The following is a 23500-nucleotide window of genomic DNA, read 5'->3' on the forward strand; positions in this document are numbered from 1 at the left end:
TGCCGGCGGCCGGGTCAAGCCATTGACTGAACGGCGGTATTCAGGCCTTGGCTTCGAAGATCTCGCTGGCGAAACGCGCCAGGTCGTTCATGCCGCCGCCCGCCGCCAGGTGGCGGCGCAGCAGGCCGGCCTGCCCGCCCTCCTTCATCAGGTCCTCGATCACCGCGCATGCCTGCGGAAAGCCGGGGTCGGCCGACCGCCGCGCAAGGCGCGCGAGGTCGGCGCGGATGACTTCCGCCACCGGCCGCGAGATCCCGGTTTCCGGGTCGATCCAGCTGGCGTCGACGCCGTCGCGGGCGGCATTGAAGCGGTTCCAGGTGTACAGCTCGCGGCTGCCGTTCGAGGGCCAGGCGCCCGGCTGGTCGGCGAACTCGAGGCACAGCTCGCGCGCGTAGCAGGCCAGCGCGGCGGCATACACGGGTTTCAGCGGGGTATCCAGCACCCGCAGTTCGATCGTGCCGTATTCCGGCTTGGGCCGCACGTCCCAGTAGAAATCCTTGATGCTGTTGACGATGCCGAAACCGGCCAGGCGCGCGAAATAGTCCCGGAAATCCTGCCAGCTGCGGAAATCGTGCGGCTGGATCCCGCTCATCGGGAAGGCGCCGACCACATTGCTGCGCGAGCTGCAGAAGCCGGATACCTCGCCTTGCCAGCACACCGAATTGCTCGACAATGCGATGAACAGCGGCGAGCGCTGGGTCAGCCAGGCGCACAGGCGCACCGCCTCGTCCGCCGTGCCGGCGCCGATGTGTACGTGCATGCCGAACACCGTGAACAGCTTGGCCAGGTAACCGTATTTGCGCTCGGACTCGAAATAGCGCGCCTTCGGAAAGATGCGCTGCTCGTTCCAGCGCTGGAACGGATGGGCGCCGCCGCCGGAGACCGAGGCGCCGACCTCGAAGGCCGCGCGCTGCACGGTGCTGCGGATGTGCTCGAGCTGTTCGCGCGCCTCGCCGAAGGATTGCAGGATCGAGGTCGCCACTTCCAGCATCGAGGTCGTGATCTCGGGCGTATGGACCCAGGGCTTGTCGTGCGTGTCGAGCACCCGCAGGATATCGGGCGCGGCCGGAAACAGGTCGTAAGTCAGGCGGTCGAGCACCATCAGTTCCAGCTCGATGCCCATGGTGCCCACGGTCGAGGCCGTGAAGTCGGGCAGGAAGGCCGGGCCCTGGCCGGAATTTGCCAGCGCCTGGGCCTGGGCCTGGGCATCCTCCGCCGGCGCGCCCTGCGCCTTGCTCACGGGTGCGTTCATGCATTCACCTCCTTTTTATTGCTCAGGCCGCGTCCTTCGTTCGGCGCGCCCTGGCGGTAGGTTTCGCCGGCCATCCGCAGGCCGAGCCAGGTCAGGCCGGGCGCCAGCAGCACGTTCAGCGCCAGTAGCGCACCCATCAACTCGGTCGAAGCCGCATCCAGGCCGGTGTAGGCGTTGAGCGTCGTGTCGACCACCAGCCCGCCGTAGCTGACCAGCGAGCACATCGACAATGCCATCGCATGCTTCTTGTTGCGGTCCCAGGCCGTGCCCGGCACCAGCGCCGCGCGCGTTGCGACGATGCGCACGGTGAACACGAGCAGCGCCGCCAGCAGGGTCCAGCCCTGCGCCAGCTGCTGCAGGTCGACCAGCGCCGCCGACATCAGGAACAGCAGCACGTAGCCGATGTCCTGGGCGGTCTTGAGCTGGGCCTGGAACACGTTGTCGCGCCGCTCCACGTTGCGCAACAGCAGACCCATCAGCAGCAGGGAGAGCAGCGCGCTCGACGCCGAGATCGAGCACAGGCCCAGGTCGATCAGCAGCGCGGCCAGCAGCATGCCGGGACGCATCGTCGCCGGCACCTTGCACAGCCGGGTGGCGGCCGCGTACAGGCCATAGGACAGCAAGGCGATCGCCGCTCCCAGCACCAGCTTGCCGCCCTGGCGCAACAGCTCCTCGCCGAAGCCGTTGGCGTCGACGCCCTGGCTGCGGGTCCAGGCCATGGTGACGGCCAGCACCAGCAAGGCCACCAGGCTGCTCAGGCCGACCATGTTGGCGGTGGCGAAGGTGCTGGTGCCGCTGGCGTTTTCGTCGGCCACCATGGAGTTGACGATCACCGGGTTCACCGCGATCAGGATCGAGGCGATGAAGATCGCCGCGGCCCACGGCAGGCCGAGCAGACCCAGCGTGATCGCCACCGCCAGCAGGCGCGCCAGCGTGGCCAGCAGCAGGCTGCCGCCCTGGCGCCCGCTGCGCAGCAGCCAGGCCAGGTCCATCTTGCGGCCGACCTCGAACAGCACCAGGGCCGAGGCGGCGTTGAGCAGTTCCTGGAACTGGGCCAGCAGCGGCCGGTCGATCAGGTTGCCGCCGGTGGCGCCCAGCAGCAGGCCGGCGATCACCGCCCCGTACAGCTTGGGAACGCGGAAGCGTTGCAGCAGCATGCCCAGCACCAGTGCCAGCATCAGCCCGGCCCCCAGCACGGCCAGCGGCGACAGCAGCCACAGGGGCGTCGTCAGTTCTTCATTCATGGCGGGCCTCCCAGGCATGGGCCAGCACGCCGAGCTCGCGTTCGATCAGGGCCGCGCGCGCCTTGGCGGCTTCCTCCTGCGCGCCTTCGGCAGCCGGCAGTTCGCTGGCAATCCGCGCGCGCACGATGCCGCCCTTGTCGCGCAGCGGGATCCACAACTGGCCCTGCATGACGGCCCCTTCCTTCCAGACCGCCAGGAACTTGGCGCCGGTGCGGTCGCCAGAGATCGCCGGTTCGACCAGGGTAAACGGGCGCATCCACTCGGCCGCCGGAAAGCGCCGCGCCAGCATCACCTGCATCGCGCTGCGCTGCTCCAGGCGGGCGTCGTCGCGCGAATACGGCAGGTGCAACTGGGCCGGGCCCAGGCCGGCGCTGCGCATATCCAGGCAGCTTCCTTCGCTGACCCAGCGCCAGGCGTCGCCGTCGAGCGTGCGCGGCTTGCCGTTGGTGGCGTCCAGCCAGGCCATCATCAGCGGCGTGCGCGGCGGCGCCGGATTGGCGGCGTCGACCGCGCGTACCGCCTGGACCACGTTTTTCCAGTGGCGGGCCTGCCAGTTGCGGGTCGGAATCCGTTCAGATGGGCGCCAGCGCCACAACACCGCCGACCAGTGACCGTCGGCCTGGCGCCAGACCAGGCCGGCCTGCTCCACGCCATTGTTCTGTGCCAGCATCGACTGGCCGCGCCAGCTGCCGCTCCAGGGCCGCAGCACCGCGCGCGCGCCCGCGCCGAGGCGGTGCCAGGCGATGGCGGGCGCCGGCAGGCAGGTATTCGGGGCGCTGGGCACGTCGTGCCAGTACAGCATCTCGAGGCGCTGGCTCCAGGCGCAACGGCGCAAGCTCGGGCTGCCCATGGCGGACAGGACCGGATCGGCCAGGGCGGCGCAGGTGCCGGCCCGCGAACCGCTCAGTGCGGTGAAATCGGCGGGAGGCGGTACCGCCCGTGCGGCGCCAGCCCGTGCCGGCGACGCCTGGAGCGCCAGCAGCGCCATCGTACAGGCCAGGGTGGGAGCAAGGGCGGGAGCAAAAACGGATCCAAGCCGGGGCTTGCAGGGGATGACGGAGCCGGAAACATGGCTCGTCGGGAAGCGCAGTGCTTTCAAGTTTCCTCCGGTGGGTCGCGCGGGCCGAGCCGGGGCTACAGCCAGGCGGTGGGCCGGCAGGCGCAGGCTTGGCGCCAGCCACGGCAGGCAGGGCCGCGGCACCGAAAAAAGTCCCCCGGCACGTGTGGCGGGGGACGAAAAGAAACGGACTCAACCGCCTCATCGCTGATCGGGCCCCTGTCCTTGCAGACAGGCACCACCCGCCTATGATGGACTAAAAATAGTCGGAAAGCAACCCAATTTGTTCAAATGTATTTATCGACATGCCGCGCCGAATGCGGCCCATGCCCGTACGCCGGCCATGATGCCGGGCCCGGTCCGGTTGCATAGAATATACCTCAATTGTGCCTCATGGAAGCAGCGCTGTGCTTATCATCGGGCCCATGAGAGAGAGGAAGCGCGGATGACGGGAATACCGATGTGGCTGCAGGCGGGCTTGTGGGGATTGCTGGCGGGAGGCGCCCTGCTGCTGGGCGCGGCGGCGGGATACCGCTTGCGGGTATCGCAGCGCCTGATCGCCGCCATCATGGCCTTCGGCAGCGGGGTCCTGATCTCGGCCCTGTCGTTCGAAATGATGGACCACGCCTACGAAACCGGCGGCTTCGCTTCGACGGCGGCCGGCTTTCTCGGCGGGGCCACCGTCTATACCCTGGCCAACCGCTGGCTGTCACGGCGCGGTGCGCGGCATCGCAAGCGCTCGGGCGGCCAGCAGCCGTCGGCGCAGGAGAACGGCGGCACCGGCCTGGCGATCGCCGTCGGCGCATTGCTCGACGGTATTCCAGAATCGATCGTGATCGGCCTGTCGATGCTGGCCGGAGGCGGCGTGAGCACCGTGGCCGTGGCCGCGATCTTTCTGTCCAATATCCCGGAAGGCCTGTCGAGCGCCGCGGGCATGAAGCGGGCCGGCCGCAAGCCAGGCTATATCTTCGGCATCTGGGGCGGCATCACGCTCGTGTCCGGTCTTTCCGCCCTGCTCGGCTACGCGGTGTTTCGCCAGTTCTCGCCGCAGATCGTCGCCGCCACCACCGCCATCGCGGCGGGCGCGGTGCTGGCGATGATCGTCGACACCATGATTCCCGAAGCCTTCGAGCAGACCCACGATTTCGCCGGCCTGATCACGGTGGCGGGCTTCCTGGCGGCGTTCGCACTCAGCAAGCTGGGGGCTTGAGCGCGTCATCGAACAGGCCGGCGCCGGTCCAGCGCGGTGCGCCGGAGCAGGAGCGCGCCGCGACCGCCTTGTGCCCCAGTCCGCGGGCCGCCAGCAGGCGCGGAAAGGCGCGGCAGTAGCTCGACTGGATGCCGGCCAGGCGCGCCAGCATCCCGTACTCGACCACCATTCCGGCAGGCATGGCTTCCAGTACCCGGGCCACCCGCTCGCGCCAGTCCTCGTGCAGCGCCGGCATCGTGTCCACGAGCACGCGCACCCGATCGCCGCGGCGGATCAGGCCGCCGGCGACGACACGGGCGAGCACGCCGCGCCGCGCCCCGATGGCGCGCGCCAGCCCGGGACGCCGAAGATCGAGCGCGCCGCAGGACTCGCACTGGAAGCTGATGCGCAGCACCGCCTCGCTACCGATGCGCAGCAGGGTGCCGGAGCGCAGCGACGCGGTGTCGAGATCGACCAGCAGGTTTTCGCGCAGGGCGTGCGGCGCCAGCCCGAGTTCGCGGTAGACGGCGGCGCCGGCCAGGAGCACCTGGCGCGGCGAGCGTGGGTCGGCGTGGCGGTCGCCGGCCAGGCCCACGCCGGCGAGCGCATCGAGTGCGGCCACCGGCGCCGGCGCGGCAGTGCCGGCGGCGCGCACGGCCAGCGCCAGCAGCTTGCCGCTGATGCCTGCGCCGGCCCCCATGCTACTGCCCGGCCGCGGCCGGCATCGAACGCAGGTAGGCGACCAGGTCGCGTGCCTGGCGCTCGCTCATGAAGCCCCAGAAGCGCATCCGGTTGCCAGGCACGACCGCGTCGGGATCGCGCACGAACGCGGCCAGGCGCCGCTCGTCCCAGACAAAGCCGGCCCCCTTCATCGCCGGCGAATAGGCGAAATCCGGCAAGGAGCCGGCGCGGCGGCCGATGATGCCATTGAGCTGAGGACCGAAGCTGCTGCGCGCGCCCGGACCGACCTGGTGGCAGTTGGCGCAGCGCTTGAAGACACTGCGCCCGGCCGCGAGGGCGTCGGCGGCCTGCGCGGCGCCGGCCCCGAAGGAAAGGACGATGACGATGGCGATGGCGAGCTTGCGCATGGGCCGCCCTACTTCACCCGCTGCTTCTCGAGCTTGCGCGCCAGCGTGCGCCGGTGCAGCCCGAGCCGGCGCGCCGCTTCGGAGATGTTGAAGTCGGTTTCGGCCAGCACCGCATGGATGCGTTCCCACTCGAGCGTCTTGATCGAGGTGGAACGGTTGGTGAGCTCGACCTCGGTATTGCCCGCGATATGGCCGAACGCGGCCTCGATGTCGTCGGTGTTCGACGGCTTGGCCAGGTACTGCACCGCGCCGAGCTTGATCGCTTCCACCGCGGTGGCGATGCTGGCGAAGCCGGTCAGCACCACGATCAGCATGTCCGGGTCGTGTTCGTGCAGCAGCTGCACGCAGGCCAGGCCCGAGCCGTTGCCCTTGAGCTTGAGGTCGACCACCGCGTACTTCGGGGAATCGGCCGGCGCATCCGTTGGCGAATGCGCGGCCAGCAGCGCGGCCGCTTCGTCCTGGCCGGGCGCCACCAGCACCCGGTAGCCGCGCCGCTCGAAGGAGCGGCTCAGGGTGCGGGCGAAGGCCTCGTCGTCTTCGATGATGAGCAGCAGGCGCTCAGTGTTTTCCGTCAATGCCTTCCTCTTCCAGTTCGATGCTCGACAGCGGCAGCGTCAACACGACCTGCGCGCCGCCCTCCTGCCGGTTGACGGCGTTCACCGAACCGCCCAGCTTGCGTACCACGTTCACGGCCAGGAACAGTCCCAGCCCGCCCCCCGGCTTGGCCTTGGTCGACTGGTAGGGCTTGCCGATCTGGCCGAGCATGCTCGGCGCGAAGCCCGGCCCGCGATCGATGACGGCCACGTACAGCGTGCCGCCCTCGATCCAGGCGTCCAGTCCGACCCAGTCCGGCGAGGCTTCCAGGGCGTTGTCGAGCAGGTTGTCGATGGTCTGCTTGAGCGCCGAGTCCGATGCCACCGGCCGGTCTTCCAGGATCCGGTTATTGTACTGGAAGCCGGCAACCTGGCGGCTCGCACGCCAGCCATTGACCACGCCGTCGAGGAAGCTGCGCACCGTGGTGCGCACCGCCGACTCGCCGCGCGCCTCGCCGGCCGACAGCAGGATGCCGCTGACGATCGACTTGCAGCGTTTCAGCTGGGTCTGCATTTCGGTGATTTCTTCCAGCAGGTCCGGATCGTCGCGGAACTGGGGCATGCGCTTCCAGTCGCCCAGGATCACCGAGACCGTGGCCAGCGGTGTGCCCAGTTCGTGGGCCGCGCCCGAGGCCAGCAGGCCCATGCGCACGATGTGCTCCTCTTCGGCCGCATGCTGGCGCAGCGACGCCAGTTGGGCCGCCTTGTCGCGCAGGGTGCCGGAAATGCGCGAGATGAACATCACCAGCAGCGCCGCGTTCAGGGCGAAGCACACCAGCAGGCCCTGGATGTAGAGGCTCGCGATGCCGCGCGCATGATCGAAGGGCAGCGCGAGCGGCTGCGCGTACATCGCCAGGCCGGCCATGCAGGCGATGGTGATCAGGACGATGGTCCAGGTCCACATCGCCTCCAGCAGCACCGCCGACAGGATCACCTGCAGCAGGTAGAGGAAGGCGAACGGATTGGTGATCCCGCCGGACAGGTAGAGCAGCACGGTCAGGCTGGCGACGTCCACCAGCAGGGCCATGAACATCTCGGTGTTGGAGACCGGCCGCCGCTCGTGCCAGCGCAGGTGGCTGGCGACATTGAAGGCGATCAGGCAGGCCAGCACCTGCAGCATCGGCAGCAGCGGCAGCGCGATGCCGAAGATCAGGATGGCGGAAGCGATGGTGGTCACCTGGCCGATCACGGCGATCCAGCGCAGCTCGATCAGCTGCAGCATGTTCTTGTGGCCGGCGGCGAATTCGACGCTCGCGGCGGCCGCCTGGGGCGAGCTGCGGCCGGCCTTGGCGAAGAAATCGAGGGGGTTCTGGATCATGCCGCTATTGTAGTGCCAGTCGGCCGGCACTAGTCGTCGGCAAGCGCGGCGCCTTGACGCCTGACCCACCACCACGCGCCGGCCACCATCAGGGCCAGCGCATACCAGGTCAGGGCATAGACCAGATGGTTGTTGACGAAGGAGACCACGGTCAGGCCGCCCACGGCGCGCTCGGGGGCGCCCGCCGGGTCCTGGCCCTTGCCGGCATCGACAAAGAACGGTGCAACCGCCGTCAGCCCGCGTGCGGCGGCCAATGCCTGCACGTCGCGCGAGAACCAGCGGTTGCCCACCGGGTCGTTATCGCGCAGGAAGCCGCCGCCCGGCTCGCTGATGCGCAGCAGGCCCGTGACCTCGACCTGCCCGCCCGCGCCGGCGCAGGGATGCGGCCCGGCGCGTCGGGCCGCATAGGTGCCGGGCTTGTTGCCCGATGCCGGAATGAAGCCGCGGTTGACGAAGACGACATGACCGTCGGCCGTGCAGAGCGGCGTGAGCAGCCAGAAGCCGGCGCCCAGTTCGGATACGGCCTGGACCGGGGTGGTGAATTCGTAGAGGTAGTGCCCGACAAGGTGTACACGCCGGTATTCGTCGGCTTCCCTGGAGATGTGCGCCCAGCGCGCCGGCGGGGGCGGCGCAACCGGGGCCGCGTGCACGCGTGCGTCGACGCGGGCGATCAGGTCCAGCTTCCATTGCAGGCGCACTACCTGCCAGGTGCCCAGACCCAGGAACAGCGCGACCAGCAGCAGGGCCGCCAGCCCCACCATCCGCCGCGCGAATGCGCTGCGCGGCGGATGGGAGACGGGTCCTGCATGCTGGTCGCGGCCGTCCTGCATTGCTGCTTACTGCATGTCGTGCATGCCGTGGGTGGTGTCGCTTGCGCCCCCCATGGCCGGCATCATGTTGGCGTTCATGTGGGTCATGACCCAGATCGAACCGGCCAGCACGATGACCAGCAGCACGACGGTGAGGATCAGCGCCATCATGTTCCAGCCGCCTTCCGACTTCGAGTTCATGTGCAGGAAGTACATCATCTGCACGACGAACTGGACGCCGGCGAAGCCCATGATCACGTACTTCGTCGTTTCCGCCGGCAGCACGTTGCCCATGACCAGCCAGAACGGAATCGCGGTCAGGATCAGCGACAGCATGAAGCCGATCGCGTAATCCTTCATGGCGTAGTGCGTGACGAAGCTGGTATGACCGTCGTGGTCGATCTCGTGGTGGTGCATCTGGTCGCTCATGGCAGCACTCCCATCAGGTAGACAAAGGTGAACACGCCGATCCAGACGACGTCCAGGAAGTGCCAGAACAGCGACAGGCACTGCAGGCGGCGGAAGTTCTCGACCGTGAGGCCATGCTTGGACAGCTGGATCATCAGGGTCACCAGCCAGATCGCGCCGAAGAACACGTGCAGGCCGTGGGTGCCGACCAGCGCGAAGAACGCGGTCAGGAAGCCACTGCGCTGCGGGCCGGCGCCTTCATGGATCAGGTGGTAGAACTCGTACAGTTCGAGCGACAGGAAGGCCGCGCCGAGAAGGCCGGTGACGCCCATCCAGAGCAGGGTCGGGCCCAGCTTCTTGGCCTGCGCCGCGATCATCGCGAAGCCGAAGGTGATCGACGACAGCAGCAGGAAGCCGGTGTTAATGGCGATCAGCGTCAGGTCGAACAGTTCGGCGCCGGTCGGGCCGCCCGCGTAGTTACGGCCCAGCACCGCATAGGTGGCGAACAGGGACGCGAAGATGAGGCAGTCGCTCATCAGGTAGATCCAGAAGCCCAGCAGGGTGCCGTGCTCCGGATGGTGCTCGCGCACCAGGTAGCGCGCGGTCACCTCGTCGGCGGACAGGCCGCCGGGAATGGTTGCCGTAGTTGACATATTCGTATTAGACATAGCTCTTCAGCAGACGGGTATGCGCTTCCTCGGTGCGGGCAACTTCTTCCGCCGGGATGTAGAAATCGCGCTTGTAGTTGAACGTGTGGGCGATGATCGCGGCCATCATGGCGATGAAGGCGATGCCGACCAGCAGCCACATGTGCCAGATGATGCCGAAGCCGACCACCATCGACAGTGCCGAGATGACGAAGCCGGCCCAGGTGTTCTTGGGCATGTGGATGGCGACGAAGTTCGCCAGAGGACGCTGGTAGCCGTTCTTCTTCATGTCGGCGAAGGTATCGTTGTCGTGCACGACCGGGGTGAACGCGAAGTTGTAGTCCGGCGGCGGCGACGTGGTCGACCACTCCAGGGTACGGCCATCCCACGGGTCACCGGTGACGTCACGCAGCTTGGCGCGGTCTTTCCAGGTGAAGAAGCATTGCAGCAGCAGCGCACCGATACCGCCGGCGATCATCAGGGTACCGACCAGCGAGATCTGGAACAGCCATTGCACCGACTGGTCTTCGAAGTGGCTCATGCGGCGGGTGTAACCCATGAAGCCCAGGATGTACGGCGGGGTGAAGGCGACCCAGAAGCCGATCGACCACAGCCAGAACGAGACCTTGCCCCAGAACTGGTTCAGCTTCACGCCGAACATCTTCGGCGCCCAGTAGTTGAAGCCGGCGAACAGGCCGAACACCACGCCGCCGATGATCACGTTGTGGAAGTGGGCGATCAGGAACAGCGAGTTGTGCAGCACGAAGTCGGCCGCCGGGATGGCCAGCATCACGCCGGTCATGCCGCCGATAACGAAGGTCAGCATGAACGAGACGGTCCACATCATCGGCAGCTCGAAACGGATGCGGCCGCGGTACATGGTGAACAGCCAGTTGAAGATCTTGGCCCCGGTCGGGATCGAGATGATCATCGTGGTGATGCCGAAGAAGGAGTTGACGCTCGCGCCGCTGCCCATGGTGAAGAAGTGGTGCAGCCACACCAGGTAGGACAGCACCATGATGACGCAGGTCGCGTAGACCATCGAGGTATAGCCGAACAGGCGCTTGCCGCAGAAGGTCGAGACGACTTCCGAGAAGATGCCGAAGGCCGGCAGGATCAGGATGTACACCTCCGGGTGGCCCCAGATCCAGATCAGGTTCACGTACATCATCGCGTTGCCGCCACGGTCGTTGGTGAAGAACGCGGTGTCGAACAGGCGGTCCATGCCCAGCATGGCCAGCACGGCGGTCAGGATCGGGAAGGTGATCACGATCAGGATGTTGGTGCACAGCGAGGTCCAGACGAAGACCGGCATCTTCATCAGGCCCATGCCCGGCGCGCGCATCTTGACGATGGTGACGATCAGGTTCACGCCGGACAGCAAGGTGCCGACGCCCGCGATCTGCAGCGACCAGATGTAGTAGTCGACGCCGACGCCCGGACTGGCCAGGATGCCCGACAGCGGCGGATAGGCCAGCCAGCCGGTGCGTGCGAATTCACCCACGAACAGCGAGGCCATGACCAGCACGGCGCCCATGGTGGTCATCCAGAACGAGAAGTTGTTCAGGAACGGGAAGGCCACGTCGCGCGCGCCGATCTGCAGCGGCACGACATAGTTCATCAGGCCCGTCACGAACGGCATCGCCACGAAGAAGATCATGATCACGCCATGGGCGGTGAAGATCTGGTCGTAGTGGTCCGGCGGCAGGAAGCCATGGTTGGAGCCGAAGGCGAAGGCCTGCTGGGCGCGCATCATGAGCGCGTCGGCAAAGCCGCGCAGGAACATGATGATGCCGAGGATCATGTACATGATACCGATCTTCTTGTGGTCGATACTGGTGAACCAGTTGTTCCACAAGTTACCCCATTGGCGGAAGTAGGTGATCAGGGCCATCAGGGCCAGGCCGCCTACGATGACGCCGGCGAAGGTCGCTAGCAGGATCGGCTCGTGGAACGGAATCGCGTCCCAGCTGAGCCGACCGAAGATAAGCTTCGTCAAGTCGAGAGAGTCTTGCATGATTACTTCTTCACAGGTTTGTTGTTGGTGCCGGCTTCAGGCGTTTCGCACACTTCCGCGTCGGCCACCTGGGCGACGGGCGCCTTCGGCAGCTGGCGGATCGCGGCGGCGACCTGGTTGCGCTTGTGGTCGGCGCTCATCTGCTGGTTCATGCAGACGCTGCCTTCGGCCACGCAACGGTTCAGGACACGGTTGAACAGGGCCGGTTCGACCTGGCCGTAGTAAGCCACCGGCTCGCGCACGGACGGCTTTTCCAGGCTCAGGTAACCGGCGCGGTTCAGCACGCCCGGATTGCTCTTCATCTTCTGGACCCAGGCGTCGAATTCGCCATTGCTCACGCCCTTGTAGGCGAAGTGCATGTGCGAAAAGCCTTCGCCGCTGAAGTTGGCGGACAGGCCCTTGTAGTCGCCGGCCTTGTTCAGCACGGCGTTCAGGGTGGTCTCCATGCCCGGCATCGCGTAGATCATGCCGGCCAGCGTCGGGATGTAGAAGGTGTTCATCACGGTCGACGAGGTGATCTTGAAGCGGATCGGCACGTCCACCGGGGTGACCAGTTCGTTCACCGAAGCGATGCCCTGCTCCGGATAGATGAACAGCCATTTCCAGTCGAGGGCGACGACCTGCACCTCGAGCGGCTTGGTCGAGGCCGGGATCGGGCGGTTCGCATCCAGCCGGTCGAGCGGGCGGTACGGATCCAGCTTGTGGGTCGAGACCCAGGTGATCAGGCCCAGCACGATGATGATCAGGAGCGGCGCGCCCCAGATCACGAGTTCGAGCTTGGTCGAGTGATCCCAGTCCGGTTCGTATTTCGCATTGGCGTTCTTGCGATAGCGCCACGCGAACAGGACCGTCAGGATCATCACCGGGACGATGATGATCAACATGAGCAGCACCGAGATCGTGATCAGGTCTGCCTGTTGTTTTGCAATATCGCCGGTGGGATTCATTACCACCGTATTGCAGCCGGAAAGCAGCGCAAGCAGGAGTAATGGCAGTCCGCGGCGGACAATTTTAGGAATCATGCTAGGTATCTAACGTTACATGGGAATAAGAACATGCTACTGTAACGCCAACGGCCTACGGCAACCATTGGACACTTTGTCCCACCCTTGCTATATTGCAACTGCGGCATTGCCGCAAAAACAATGAAAACAGGGTGATACGTTGAGGCTGTCGCAGGCCGGGCTGACCCCCTAGGAGACGAAGATATGCAAAGCACGACGACGTACGGCGGCGCAAGTGCCGCGCCCATTACCCACCCCACCAGCGGGGCTCGCAACATCAATGCCCGGGACGGCGAAATCCACCCGGGCGAAATCGCCGTCGGCGTGGTCATCGGCCGCGCCTCGGAATATTTCGAATTCTTCGTCTACGCAATCGCTTCGGTACTGGTATTCCCCGCAGTCTTTTTCCCGTGGGCTGACCGGCTTGAAGCGACACTCTACTCGTTTATCATTTTTTCGTTCGCATTTATCGCGCGCCCCTTCGGCACGATGATCTTCATGTGGCTGCAGACCCGCTTCAGCCGCGAAATGAAGCTGACCATCGCGCTGCTCCTGATGGGCACCTGCACCGTGGTGATTTCCTTCCTGCCCACCTACAGCCGCATCGGCGCCGCCTCGATCGTGATCCTTTCGCTGATGCGCATCGGCCAGGGCATCGCCCAGGGCGGCTCCTGGGACGGCCTGCCCTCGCTGCTGGCCCTGAGCGCACCGGAGCACAAGCGCGGCTGGTACGCGATGCTGGGCCAGCTTGCCGCACCGCTCGGCTTCCTGATCGCGGCCGGCCTGTTCGCCTACCTGCTGGCCAACCTGTCGCAGGACGATTTCCTGGTCTGGGGCTGGCGCTATCCATTCTTCTGCGCCTTCACGATCAACGTCGTGGCGCTGTTCGCCCGGCTGCGCCTGGTCTCGACCAGCGAGTACTCGCGCCTGCTGGACGCGCATGAACTCGACCCGGCACCGGTCGGTGAACTGGTCAAGTCGCAAGGCAGCAACATCGCCATCGGCGCGCTGGCCGCCCTGGCCAGCTACGCCCTGTTCCACCTGGTGACGGTGTTCCCGCTGTCCTGGATCCAGCTCTACGATACCCGTCCGATGGACGAGTTCCTGCACATCCAGATGTGGGGCGCGGTGCTGGCGGCAGTGGCGATCCTGGTCTCGGGCCTGATCGCCGACAAGGTCGGCCGCCGCACCACGCTGGGCACCCTGGCGGTCCTGATCGGCCTGTTCTCGCTGGCCGTACCGACCCTGATGGATGGCGGCGAGGCCGGCCAGAACACCTTCATCCTGGTCGGCTTCGCCTTGCTGGGCCTGTCGTACGGCCAGGCCGCCGGCGCGGTGACCGCGAACTTCAAGCAGCAGTACCGCTACACCGGCGCCGCCCTGACCTCGGACCTCGCCTGGCTGGTCGGCGCCGCCTTCGCGCCGCTGGTCGCCCTGGGCCTGTCGGCGCACTTCGGACTGGGCTACGTCAGCCTCTACCTGCTGTCGGGTGCGGTCGGCTCGCTGGCGGCACTGAGCCTGAACCGGGCGCTCGAGATCCGCGACTAAGTCGTTTCAATACCAGGTGCGCGGCCCGGCCGCGCACGCGAAACGCCCCGCAGCGCTGCGCGCCCGGGGCGTTTTCTTTGTGGTGCTGTCAGCGCTCACTATGGATGAGGCCGGAACTGCTGAGCCCCCCCCTGGTCGAACACCTGTCTCCATCGACAGGAAGCGGCCATGAAAACACCCAGCTTCAAAAATGGTTCGCACGACTCCCCGTGCTGCCTGAGCGGCACGCCTTCGGCGCGGCTGCGCCTGCGCGAAAAATGGCGCGATGGGCTGGACACACTGACGCCACCGCTTCGGTCACGTGATATGACAATCATCATATGAAGATCGTCATATGATGCTCGTCATATGATCTGAATCATATTCTTCGTATCCTATTTTCATCGAATGGACAGCCGCTGCCGCCATCCGCCGGCCTCACTCCGGCCGGGAAGGCACGAACAGCGACACCAGGACCTGGCGCGCGGCAGCCAGCGCCGCCCTGCCCTCGGCACGATCGCCATGAATCCGGGCCAGTTGCAGGTTACCCACCAGCGCCCCGGCGATCACCCCGGCCTGCGCCGGGTCGGCGCCTTCGGGCAAGGCCGATGCCACCCTGCGCACCAGGCGGTCGGCGCGCTGCGCCGAGGCATTGCGCACCGCTTCTTCCTGGCGCGGCATCTCGCTGGCGAGCGCGCCGACCACGCAGCCGCGCTCCGGATCGGCGAGCTGCTCATCGGACAGATACAGTTCGATCAGCGCCCGCAGGGCGCTGCCGGTGTCGCGCGTGCGCGCGGCGATGCCCTCGTCGAGTTCCGCGCTGCTGATGGCGCCGGCGTGCTCGATCGCCGCCACCAGCAGGGCGTCGCGCGAATCGAAATGGGCGTAGAAGCCGCCGTGGGTCAGGCCGGCCTCCTTCATCACCTCGGCCACGCCGACCCCGGCATAGCCATGGCGCCGCACCGCCCGGCTGGCCGCCTCGACGATGCGATGGTGGGACTGCTCGCGCTTGCTGGACTTGGCCGATGCGGACATGATGGACCCCTGAATATGATGCAGGTCATATTACGATGATCATATTTTTCTCGTCAAGCCTTATCGCCGCGTGAATCTTCCGGGCGCACGCCGGTCAAAAGCGGAGACCGAGGTCGAGGAGGAGCATTCATGACGCGCAGGGAACCCGCCAGGATCGCCGCCGGGGCGGCGCTTCTCGAAGGCATGCTCGAACTGCCGGCCACACCGATCGGCGTGGTACTGTTCGCCCATGGCAGCGGCAGCAGCCGCCACAGTCCGCGCAACAAGCTGGTGGCTGCCCGGCTGCGCGAAGCCGGCATCGCCACCCTGCTGATCGACCTGCTAGGTCCCGACGAGGACCGCGATGCCGGCAAGCGCTTCGACATTCCCCTGCTGACGGCGCGCCTGGCGCTCGCGGCCGCCTGGCTGGGCACCGAGCCGCTCCCGCTCGGCCTGTTCGGCGCCAGCACCGGCGCCGCCGCGGCGCTGCAACTGGCGGCGCGCGACGGCTCGGGCATCGCCGCGGTGGTGTCGCGCGGCGGGCGGCCCGACCTGGCCGGAGCCGACGCCCTGAAGGCCGTGATCGCGCCGACCCTCTTGACCGTGGGCGGCGCCGATGGCGCGGTCGTCGACCTGAACCGCCAGGCGCTGGCTGCACTGCGCTGCGACAAGCGCCTGCTGGTCGTTCCCGGCGCCACCCACCTGTTCGAGGAAGCCGGCAAGCTCGAGGAAGTGGCGCAGGCCGCCTGCGACTGGTTCGTGCGCCACCTGGTCGCACCGTGACCGTGACCGCGACCGCGCGCGCAGCGCCGCTGCGCCTGCTGCTGGCCGGCGACGCCATGCTGGGGCGCGGCGTGGCGACCTGGATTCGGCGCTGCGGGCCAGCTTATCCGCTCGGTGCGCTGGGCGGCCTGCTCGAAGCGCCGGATCTCGTCATCGCCAATCTCGAATGCGCGCTCACGCGGCGCTCGCGACACTGGAGCGGGGCCCCGAAAGCCTTTTATTTCGGCGCCCCGCCCGAGGCGGCCCAGACGCTGGCCGGCGCCGGGATCCGGCTGGCCAGCCTGGCCAACAACCATGTGCTCGATTTCGGCGTGGAGGGCCTGCACGATACGCTGGCCGCGCTCGAGCGGCATGGCATCGCGCACGCCGGTGCCGGTGCCGGCGACGGTATCGCTGCCGCGCGGCGGCCGGCGCTGGTCGACTGCAGGGGCGTGCGCATCGGCATGGCCGCCTTCTGCGATCACCAGGCGGATTTTGCCGCCGCGCCAGGCCATCCCGGCATCGCCTGGCTCGACCTGCACGATGAGCCGGCAGCGCTGGCCGCGTTCGCGCAGGCGCTCGCGGCGCTGCGCGAGGCCGGGGCCGACTGGCCGATCCTGTCGCTGCACTGGGGGCCGAACATGGTATGGCAGCCGCGGCCGAGGTTTCGCCGCCTGGCGCGTGGCGCCGTCGACATGGGCTGGAAGATCGTATTCGGCCACAGCGCCCATGTGTTCCAGGGCATCGAGCTCTACCGGGGCTTCCCGATCCTGTACGCCGTAGGCGACCTGGTCGACGACTACGCCGTCGATCCGGCCTTTCGCAACGACCATCAATTGCTGTTCGAGCTGGAACTGGCGGCGGGCCGGCTCGGCGCCATCTTGCTGCACCCGATCTTCATCGCGCGCTGCCGCACCCGGCCGGCCGCGCCGGATCAGGCGCGCTGGACCGCCGGCCGGATGGGCGCCCTGTGCGACCAACTGGGCACGCGAATCGACACCGCCGGCGGACCCTGGCGCATCGCGCCCGGCCAGGCCTAGGCCAGGGCCGTATCGAGCACCGTCATCAGGATGAAGCCGAACACGAGCGCGATGCCGGCAAAGGTGCCGTTGCCGTTCTGGCGGTATTCGGGGATCACGTCGTTGACGATCACGAACAGCATCGCCCCACCCGCCGCCGCCAGCGCAAACGGCAGGAAGCCGGCCGCGATACCGATCAGGGCCACGCCGAAGGCGGCCGCCACCGGCTCGATCAGGCCGGAGACGATCCCCAGCCCGACCGAAGTCAGGCGGCCATAGCCGACCGTGCGCAGCGCCAGGGCCACCACCAGGCCTTCCGGCACGTCCTGGATCGAAATACCGGTGGTGAGCGCATTCGCCTTCTCGATGTCGATACCGGCGTAGCCGACGCCGATCGCCATGCCTTCCGGGAGGTTGTGCAGCGCCACGGCCCACACGAACAGCCAGGCGCGCCGCAGCGAGATGCCGGCGTCGCCCTGCTCGAGGATCGCTTCCGAGTGCACGGCGCGGGTCAGGAGCAGGATGGCGCCGGCGCCGGCCATGATCCCGGCGCCGGCCATCAGGCTGGCCTCCCAGTTGCCCGAACCGGCGCCCTTGGCGGCGGCAATGGCTGGGATGACGAGCGAGAACGCGGTGGCGCCGAGCATCACGCCGGCGCCGAACCCCAGGAAGCAATCGTAAGTGCGCTTGGAGAAATTCTGTGCGAACAGGACCGGCAAGGTGCCCAGCGCGGTGGCGGCCGCGGCGGTGGCGCCGCCCAGCAGGGCACGGTGCATCTTGGGGTCCGCGTTCATGACCTGCTCGGCCAGGCTGCCCAGCAACAGGATGCAGCCGACGCCGCAGATGAGGAAGCCGACGACATGCCGCAGCGTCAGTGCGCGCAGCAGGCCGCGGGCCGCGAGCAGCCGCTTATCGTGCGTCTTGGATGTGTGAGAGTCCATGCAATACCCGAACGTATGCGGCATGCCGTCGGCCGCCCCTGGGGGGCAGTCGCCGGCATGCCGCGGGGGGCTACTTCTTCATCGCCTTCATGCCCTTGGCCGTGCCTTTGTCCTGCGGCTTGCTCATGCCGGTGTCGTCGAGCTGCCCGCCCTTCGAGCCCAGCTCGGCGCTACCCATCGCGCTGCCGGACGCGGTGCCGGACTGTCCCGCCATCGTACCACCGCCGGCCGACTGCATGCTCATACCGAGTTCGGCGCCGGTGCGCGGCGAGGACATCGGGTCGGACATGGTGCGCATCGCCATCTGCTTGAGCACGTCGATGTCGCCGCTGGGCAGCGCCACCTCGGCCTCGCCCGAGCCGCCGTCCACCGCCATCTGCTTCTCGCGGTCGGTGACGAAGTCCCAGTCGGCGCCCTGGTTCCAGGGGCCGCGCATCTCGCCCTCGCCCTGCGACATGTTGTAGTACACGCTGGCGAAGCGCGGGTCGGCCGGCATTTTGCCCGGCGGGAAGTTCGGCTCGATGGCATACAGCGCCTTCTCGAAGGACTTCTGGTGCGCCACCTCACGCGTCATCAGGAAGCCCAACGCTTCCTTCACGCCCGGGTCGTCGGTCAGCGCAATCAGGCGCTCGTACACGATCTTCGCGCGCGCCTCGGCCGCGATGTTCGAGCGCAGGTCGGCGGTCGGCTCGGTGATCGAGTCGATGTAGGCCGCGGTCCAGGGCACGCCGGCCGAGTTCACCAGCGGGGTGCCGCCGCCGTACAGCACCTGGGTCAGGTGACTGTCGTTGCCCGCCCCGGTGATGGACTTGAACAGGTCGGCTTCGCTGTCGACGGCCTCGGCCAGGCGGCCCTTGGCGCCCTTGTTGAGCATGGCGACGATGTGCCCGATCACTTCGAGGTGGCTCAGTTCCTCGGTGGCGATGTCGAACAGCATGTCCTTGCGGCCCGGGTCGTCTTCCGATACCGCCTGCGTGAAGTAGCGCATCGCTGCGGCCAGTTCACCCTGCGGGCCGCCGAATTGCTCCAGCATGAGGTTGGCCAGGGCCGGATTCGGCTCGCTGACGCGGACTGTGTATTGCAGGCGTTTGTTATGTGCAAACATGGACGTCCTCCGATGATGAGTATCGGCGCCGTAGCAGCGCCTTCGGGTGATGCCGGCCACGACCGGCAACGCGTGTATCTCATGTTGGCAGGGTGGCACGGCAGTGTGGATCAGGTGTTCGCGCGCGCTTGTGTAGGACTGCGGCGACATACACAAACTTGATGGAAATATTGGAATTGATAAATTCAGGGTTTCGCAGGCCGTTTTTCGGCTGCCGCCGCCGTGCGACGGCCTGGACACGCCCCGCCCAGCGATTCACACCGACATTCGCGCGGCGCGTACTCCTACAGTAAAGACGAGCGGCGCCGCACTACCATGTTGACTAACTACTATGTTGACGAACTACCATGTTGAATACATGACCACAAAGGGGGTAACGATGTTTAACCTGAATAAGCTGAGCCCGACGATCACCAACATGATCCGCTTCGACCATTCGCACGTGATGGTGACCTTCCACCAGTACGAGAGGGACAAGCCGGCGCGCGTGAAGAAGGCGCTGGCCGACACCATCTGCGACGCGCTGGAAATCCACGCGACGCTCGAGGAAGAGATTTTCTACCCGGTGATGCGCGAGCGCGACGCCGGCGAGCCGTTCATGCACAAGGCCGAGCCGGAGCACATGGAGATGCGCCGCCTGATCGCCGAACTGCGCCGCACCAGCGGCGCCGATCCGCGCCACGACAAGCTGGTGATGGAACTGATGCGCGACGTGATGCACCACGTGGCCGACGAGGAAACCACCCTGCTGCCGCATGCCGAGGCCAAGCTGAGCCGCGAGATGCTCTCGGAGCTGGGCGCCAGGATGACCCGTCGCCGCCTGGAACTGGTGGGGCCGAAGGCCGGCAAGCTGGCCAAGGAACATGCGGTCGGCTTCGGCGGCAGCGGCGCGGCCCTGGTGGTCGGCCTGGCCAGCGCCGTGTTCGCGGCCAAGGCCTTCGGTCCGAAGAAGACCTGGAAGTCCAACCCGGCCTGAGGCCGCCTTGCCCCCCCTCCCCGGCCGCGGCATGCTGCGGCCGGCTTCGCCGCAGGCACGCCATCGGCGGCGCGAAAAAGCGGCGGATCGCGCAATGCGCCCTCCGCCGGCAATCTCCTCAAGCAAGCCAGCGCACCAGCACCGGCACCAGCCAGGGCGCGAGCAGCGCGGTCAGCGCCCCGTTCAATCCCATCGCCAGGCCCGCAAACGCACCCATCTCGGCGCCCGACTGGAAGGCGCGCGCGGTGCCGATGCCGTGCGCGGCCAGGCCCAGCGCGAAGCCGCGCGCCGCCGGCGAGGCGATGCGCAACCGGTCGAACAGCCAGGGGCCGGCAATCGCGCCGAAGATGCCGGTGCCGATCACCATCGCCGCGGTCAGGGCCGGAATGCCGCCCAGGCGTTCCGACACCGCCATGGCGATCGGCGAGGTCGCCGACTTCGGGCCCAGGGTGGCGGCCAGCACCGGGCCGGCGCCCATCAGGAGCGCGATCGCGACACTCGACACGATGGCCGTGACACAGCCGAGCAGCAGTGCGCAGGCCAGCGGCAGGAAAGCACGGCGCAGGCGCGGCAGCTGGCGCACCAGCGGCAGGGCCAGGGCCACCGTGGCCGGGCCGAGCAGGAAGTGGACGAACTGGGCGCCGGCAAAATAGCGCTGGTAGGACATGCCGGAGAGCAGCAAGGCCGCCGCGACCAGGGCGATCGAGATCGCCACCGGATTGGCCAGCGGCGCGCCCTTGCACAGGCGCGCGATGCGGTGGGCGGCCAGGTAGGCGCACAGGGTCATGGTCAGCCCCAGCAGCGGCGAAGCCGACAGGTAGACCCAGAAGCGGCCGAAATCCCCGAATTGGGCCGGCTCAGGCATCGCCGGCCCCTCCTGCGTCAGCGCCCCCTTCTCCCAGCCGCCGCAGCAGCAGGCCGGTGAGCGCGAGCGTCAGTAGGGTGCTGGCGACCAGCGACACCAGGATCGCCAGCCAGTGGCCGCTGCCGCTGGCGGCGGTGGCCACGATGCCGACGCCGGCCGGAACGAAGAGCAGCGACAGGTGGGCCAGCAGGGTGTTGGCCGCCTCCTCGACAGATTGCTGCAGGCGCGGCCAGGCCAGCAGGGCGGCCATCAGGAGCAGCATGCCCGCCACCGGACCGGGAATCGGAAGCGCCAGCAGGAACACCAGGCCTTCGCCGAGGCACTGGAACAGCAGCAGGATGGTAAAGGCGGCGAGCATGGAGCGCTTCGAGAATAAAGCGCTCAGGATAGCAAATCGGGCGGCGGCGTGCGCCGCCTTGCCAGCGGTCGGGCCCGCCGGTCCCGGTTTCAGGCCTCCGCGGTGGCCCCGGCAATCGCGCCGCGGCGCACCTGGTCGCGCTCGATCGACTCGAACAACGCCTTGAAGTTGCCTTCGCCGAAACCGTCGTCGCCCTTGCGCTGGATGAACTCGAAGAACACCGGTCCGAGCTGGGTCTCCGAGAAGATCTGCAGCAGCAGGCGCGGCCTGCCGTCGACCACGCTGCCGTCCAGCAGCAGGCCGCGCGCCTTGAGTTCCTCGGGGTTTTCGCCGTGGCCCGGCACGCGCTCTTCGAGCATTTCGTAATAGGTCGCGGGCGGCGCGCTCATCAGGGGCACGCCGGCCGCGCGCAGGCCGTCCACCGTCTTGATCAGGTCTTCGCTCAGGAGCGCGATGTGCTGGATGCCTTCGCCGTTGAACTTCATCAGGAATTCCTCGATCTGGCCGCCGCCCTGCTTGCCTTCCTCGTTGAGCGGAATGCGGATCATGCCGTCCGGCGCGGTCAGCGCCTTCGAGGTCAGGCCGGTGTACTCGCCCTTGATGTCGAAGTAGCGGATCTCGCGGAAGTTGAACAGCTTTTCGTAGAAATTGGCCCAGAAGCTCATGCGGCCCCGGTAGACGTTGTGGGTCAGGTGGTCGATGATCTTCAGGCCCTGGCCGGCCGGATGGCGGTCCACGCCCTCCAGGAATTCGAAGTCGATGTCATAGATCGACTTGCCCTCTTCGAAGCGGTCGATCAGGTACAGCGGCGCGCCGCCGATGCCCTTGATGGCGGGCAGGCGCAATTCCATCGGGCCGGTCGGGATCTCGACCGCCTGCGCGCCCAGTTCCAGCGCGCGCGCGTAGGCCTTGTGCGCGTCCTTGACGCGGAAGGCCATGCCGCAGGCCGAGGGGCCGTGTTCGGCGGCGAAGTAGGCGGCGTAGCTCTTCGGCTCGTTGTTGATGATGAAGTTGATGCCGCCCTGGCGGTACAGGCTCACCGCCTTCGAGCGGTGCACCGCCACCTTGGTGAAGCCGAGCGCTTCGAAGACCGGCTCCAGCACGCCCGGGGTGGGCGACGCGAACTCGACGAACTCGAAGCCCATCAGGCCCATGGGGTTCTCAAACAGGTCTGCCATTTTTCTCTTCCTTCCAGATGTCGTTGGTGAGCAGCCGTCTGCACGGCCGCGGATGTTCAAAGCCGCTCATGCGGCACATTCGTTCAGCACATTCATTCCGCGCATTCATTCCGCGAATACCTCGGCCAGCAGGCCGCGCAGCCACTGGTTGCCCGGGTCCTGGCCATAGCGCCGGTGCCAGAACACGTTGGTCTGCAGCGACGGCAACTCGAGCGGCGGCACGATCCATTCCAGGCCGAACGGCGTCGCGGCCCGCTCCGCCAGCTTCTGCGGCACCGTGACCACCAGGTCGGAGGTCGCCACCATGTAGGGCACCGCCGTGAAGTGCGGCACCCGGAAGCGCACCGACGGTCCGACCCCGGCCCGCGCCAGCAGCGCGTTGATGCGGTCGTACGGGCTTTCGCTCGCATCGACCAGCATGTGCTCGGCCTTCACGAAGCGCGCCAGGCTCATCTCGCCCCTGGCCAGGGGGTGCCCCTTGCGCATCATCGTCACATAGGGCTGGCGGAACAACTGGCGCTGGTACAGCGCTTCCGAGATGTCCTCGAACGGCCCCACCGCCAGGTCGACCCGCCCGCCTTCCATTTCCTCTTTCAGCGCCAGCGCGCCGGCGCGCACCGAGCTGATCTCGACCTGCGGCGCCAGCACACGGCAGCGCTCGATCAGCGCCGGCATGAAGTAGATCTCGCCCACGTCCGTCATCGCCAGCACGAAGCGGCGGGTGCTGGTGGCCGGGTCGAAGCGGCTGCGCTGGTTCAGCGCGAGGGCCACCTGGGCCATCGCCACGCCGATCGGTTCGGCCATCTGCGTGGCCAGCGGCGTCGGCTGCATGCCGCTGGCGGTGCGCACGAACAGTTCGTCGCCGAACGCGCGGCGCAGGCGCGCCAGCGCGTTGCTCACTGCCGACTGGCTCAATCCCAGCCTGCGCGCGGCCGAGGAAATCTGGCGCTCCCGGTAGACTTCCTGGAATACCGACAGCAGGTTCAGGTCGATGGTGTGCGGTTCGATCATGGCGTGGGCTGCATTGTCGGCCCGGCGCGGGCGCGAGAATAGCAATATTTAGGTGGTGAATAGTCTACATTTTTCTATTCATCTCGTAAAACATGCTGAATTCTTCTACAGTGGCGGC

25 protein-coding genes are annotated in these 23500 nt (G+C 67.2%); 6 read left to right on the plus strand and 19 right to left on the minus strand.

Annotated features, from left to right (window positions below; all coding sequences use genetic code 11):
* Positions 1 to 40: 40 nt before the first annotated feature.
* From IM543_13435 to IM543_13445, 3 genes are read right to left on the minus strand one after another with little or no spacing between them, the layout of a single operon-like run.
* On the minus strand, positions 41 to 1252 hold the full coding sequence (locus IM543_13435; GenBank protein QOY92616.1) for a YbdK family carboxylate-amine ligase: 1212 nt from the start codon (positions 1250 to 1252) through the stop codon (positions 41 to 43).
* On the minus strand, positions 1249 to 2496 hold the full coding sequence (locus IM543_13440) for a cation:proton antiporter (GenBank protein ID QOY92617.1): 1248 nt from the start codon (positions 2494 to 2496) through the stop codon (positions 1249 to 1251). Before IM543_13440 ends, IM543_13435 begins: the two co-directional genes overlap by 4 nt.
* Entirely contained in the window at positions 2489 to 3595 is a 1107-nt protein-coding gene (locus tag IM543_13445; GenBank protein QOY92618.1) for a hypothetical protein, read from the minus strand. The genes IM543_13440 and IM543_13445 overlap by 8 nt, the downstream gene beginning before the upstream one ends.
* Before the next feature lie 403 nt (positions 3596 to 3998).
* On the opposite strand from IM543_13445, the gene IM543_13450 reads away from it, so the two are divergent.
* Positions 3999 to 4763, plus strand: a complete 765-nt coding sequence (locus IM543_13450; GenBank protein ID QOY92619.1) for a ZIP family zinc transporter — start codon at positions 3999 to 4001, stop codon at positions 4761 to 4763.
* On the opposite strand, the gene IM543_13455 is transcribed toward IM543_13450, so the two are convergent.
* From IM543_13455 to cyoA, 9 genes are read right to left on the minus strand one after another with little or no spacing between them, the layout of a single operon-like run.
* A complete protein-coding gene (locus tag IM543_13455) occupies positions 4744 to 5442 on the minus strand; it encodes a hypothetical protein (protein ID QOY92620.1) in 699 nt (232 codons plus the stop codon). The genes IM543_13450 and IM543_13455 overlap by 20 nt on opposite strands.
* A 1-nt stretch (position 5443) precedes the next feature.
* On the minus strand, positions 5444 to 5830 hold the full coding sequence (locus tag IM543_13460) for a c-type cytochrome (protein ID QOY92621.1): 387 nt from the start codon (positions 5828 to 5830) through the stop codon (positions 5444 to 5446).
* A gap of 8 nt (positions 5831 to 5838) precedes the next feature.
* Positions 5839 to 6405 carry a response regulator transcription factor gene (locus tag IM543_13465; GenBank protein QOY92622.1) on the minus strand — a complete coding sequence of 189 codons (567 nt, stop codon included), beginning with the start codon at positions 6403 to 6405 and terminating at the stop codon, positions 5839 to 5841.
* The gene (locus tag IM543_13470) at positions 6389 to 7741 is read right to left on the minus strand and encodes a HAMP domain-containing histidine kinase (protein ID QOY92623.1); all 1353 of its coding nucleotides are present in this window, start codon (positions 7739 to 7741) and stop codon (positions 6389 to 6391) included. Before IM543_13470 ends, IM543_13465 begins: the two co-directional genes overlap by 17 nt.
* 29 nt (positions 7742 to 7770) lie before the next feature.
* Positions 7771 to 8571, minus strand: coding sequence for an SURF1 family protein (locus IM543_13475; GenBank protein QOY92624.1), 801 nt, complete (start codon positions 8569 to 8571; stop codon positions 7771 to 7773).
* A gap of 6 nt (positions 8572 to 8577) precedes the next feature.
* Entirely contained in the window at positions 8578 to 8979 is a 402-nt protein-coding gene (cyoD, locus tag IM543_13480; GenBank protein ID QOY92625.1) for a cytochrome o ubiquinol oxidase subunit IV, read from the minus strand.
* Positions 8976 to 9626 carry a cytochrome o ubiquinol oxidase subunit III gene (gene cyoC, locus IM543_13485; GenBank protein QOY92626.1) on the minus strand — a complete coding sequence of 217 codons (651 nt, stop codon included), beginning with the start codon at positions 9624 to 9626 and terminating at the stop codon, positions 8976 to 8978. The genes cyoD and cyoC overlap by 4 nt, the downstream gene beginning before the upstream one ends.
* Positions 9619 to 11622, minus strand: coding sequence for a cytochrome o ubiquinol oxidase subunit I (gene cyoB / locus IM543_13490; GenBank protein QOY92627.1), 2004 nt, complete (start codon positions 11620 to 11622; stop codon positions 9619 to 9621). Before cyoB ends, cyoC begins: the two co-directional genes overlap by 8 nt.
* Before the next feature lie 2 nt (positions 11623 to 11624).
* Positions 11625 to 12644: a ubiquinol oxidase subunit II gene (cyoA, locus tag IM543_13495; GenBank protein QOY92628.1), complete on the minus strand. Its 1020-nt coding sequence runs from the start codon at positions 12642 to 12644 to the stop codon at positions 11625 to 11627.
* Between the two features lie 186 nt (positions 12645 to 12830).
* On the opposite strand from cyoA, the gene IM543_13500 reads away from it, so the two are divergent.
* Positions 12831 to 14174: an MFS transporter gene (locus IM543_13500; GenBank protein QOY92629.1), complete on the plus strand. Its 1344-nt coding sequence runs from the start codon at positions 12831 to 12833 to the stop codon at positions 14172 to 14174.
* Between the two features lie 168 nt (positions 14175 to 14342).
* Entirely contained in the window at positions 14343 to 14498 is a 156-nt protein-coding gene (locus IM543_13505) for a hypothetical protein (GenBank protein QOY92630.1), read from the plus strand.
* 93 nt (positions 14499 to 14591) lie between these two features.
* Here the strand turns inward: IM543_13505 and IM543_13510 are convergent, their stop codons facing one another.
* On the minus strand, positions 14592 to 15188 hold the full coding sequence (locus IM543_13510; protein ID QOY92631.1) for a TetR/AcrR family transcriptional regulator: 597 nt from the start codon (positions 15186 to 15188) through the stop codon (positions 14592 to 14594).
* Positions 15189 to 15317: 129 nt separating this feature from the next.
* On the opposite strand from IM543_13510, the gene IM543_13515 reads away from it, so the two are divergent.
* Complete coding sequence (locus tag IM543_13515; GenBank protein QOY92632.1) at positions 15318 to 15950, plus strand: dienelactone hydrolase family protein; 633 nt, start codon at positions 15318 to 15320, stop codon at positions 15948 to 15950.
* Positions 15947 to 16969 (plus strand): CapA family protein, encoded by a 1023-nt coding sequence (locus IM543_13520; GenBank protein ID QOY92633.1) that lies wholly within the window; start codon positions 15947 to 15949, stop codon positions 16967 to 16969. Before IM543_13515 ends, IM543_13520 begins: the two co-directional genes overlap by 4 nt.
* Here IM543_13520 and IM543_13525 read toward each other — a convergent pair.
* Both IM543_13525 and IM543_13530 read right to left on the minus strand, forming a co-directional pair.
* Positions 16966 to 17889, minus strand: coding sequence for a ZIP family metal transporter (locus tag IM543_13525; protein ID QOY92634.1), 924 nt, complete (start codon positions 17887 to 17889; stop codon positions 16966 to 16968). The genes IM543_13520 and IM543_13525 overlap by 4 nt on opposite strands.
* A 70-nt stretch (positions 17890 to 17959) precedes the next feature.
* Entirely contained in the window at positions 17960 to 18994 is a 1035-nt protein-coding gene (locus IM543_13530; protein QOY92635.1) for a manganese catalase family protein, read from the minus strand.
* Between the two features lie 379 nt (positions 18995 to 19373).
* On the opposite strand from IM543_13530, the gene IM543_13535 reads away from it, so the two are divergent.
* On the plus strand, positions 19374 to 19970 hold the full coding sequence (locus IM543_13535; protein ID QOY92636.1) for a hemerythrin domain-containing protein: 597 nt from the start codon (positions 19374 to 19376) through the stop codon (positions 19968 to 19970).
* A gap of 118 nt (positions 19971 to 20088) precedes the next feature.
* Here the strand turns inward: IM543_13535 and IM543_13540 are convergent, their stop codons facing one another.
* The 4 genes from IM543_13540 to IM543_13555 form a co-directional block, all read right to left on the minus strand.
* Positions 20089 to 20835: an LrgB family protein gene (locus tag IM543_13540; GenBank protein QOY92637.1), complete on the minus strand. Its 747-nt coding sequence runs from the start codon at positions 20833 to 20835 to the stop codon at positions 20089 to 20091.
* A complete protein-coding gene (locus IM543_13545; protein QOY92638.1) occupies positions 20828 to 21193 on the minus strand; it encodes a CidA/LrgA family protein in 366 nt (121 codons plus the stop codon). The genes IM543_13540 and IM543_13545 overlap by 8 nt, the downstream gene beginning before the upstream one ends.
* An 89-nt stretch (positions 21194 to 21282) precedes the next feature.
* Positions 21283 to 22371, minus strand: a complete 1089-nt coding sequence (gene hppD / locus IM543_13550; protein QOY92639.1) for a 4-hydroxyphenylpyruvate dioxygenase — start codon at positions 22369 to 22371, stop codon at positions 21283 to 21285.
* A 105-nt stretch (positions 22372 to 22476) separates the two neighbouring features.
* Complete coding sequence (locus IM543_13555; protein QOY92640.1) at positions 22477 to 23382, minus strand: LysR family transcriptional regulator; 906 nt, start codon at positions 23380 to 23382, stop codon at positions 22477 to 22479.
* Positions 23383 to 23500: the final 118 nt, after the last annotated feature.

Source organism: Massilia sp. UMI-21 (assembly GCA_015277795.1).
GTDB lineage: Bacteria > Pseudomonadota > Gammaproteobacteria > Burkholderiales > Burkholderiaceae_D > Telluria.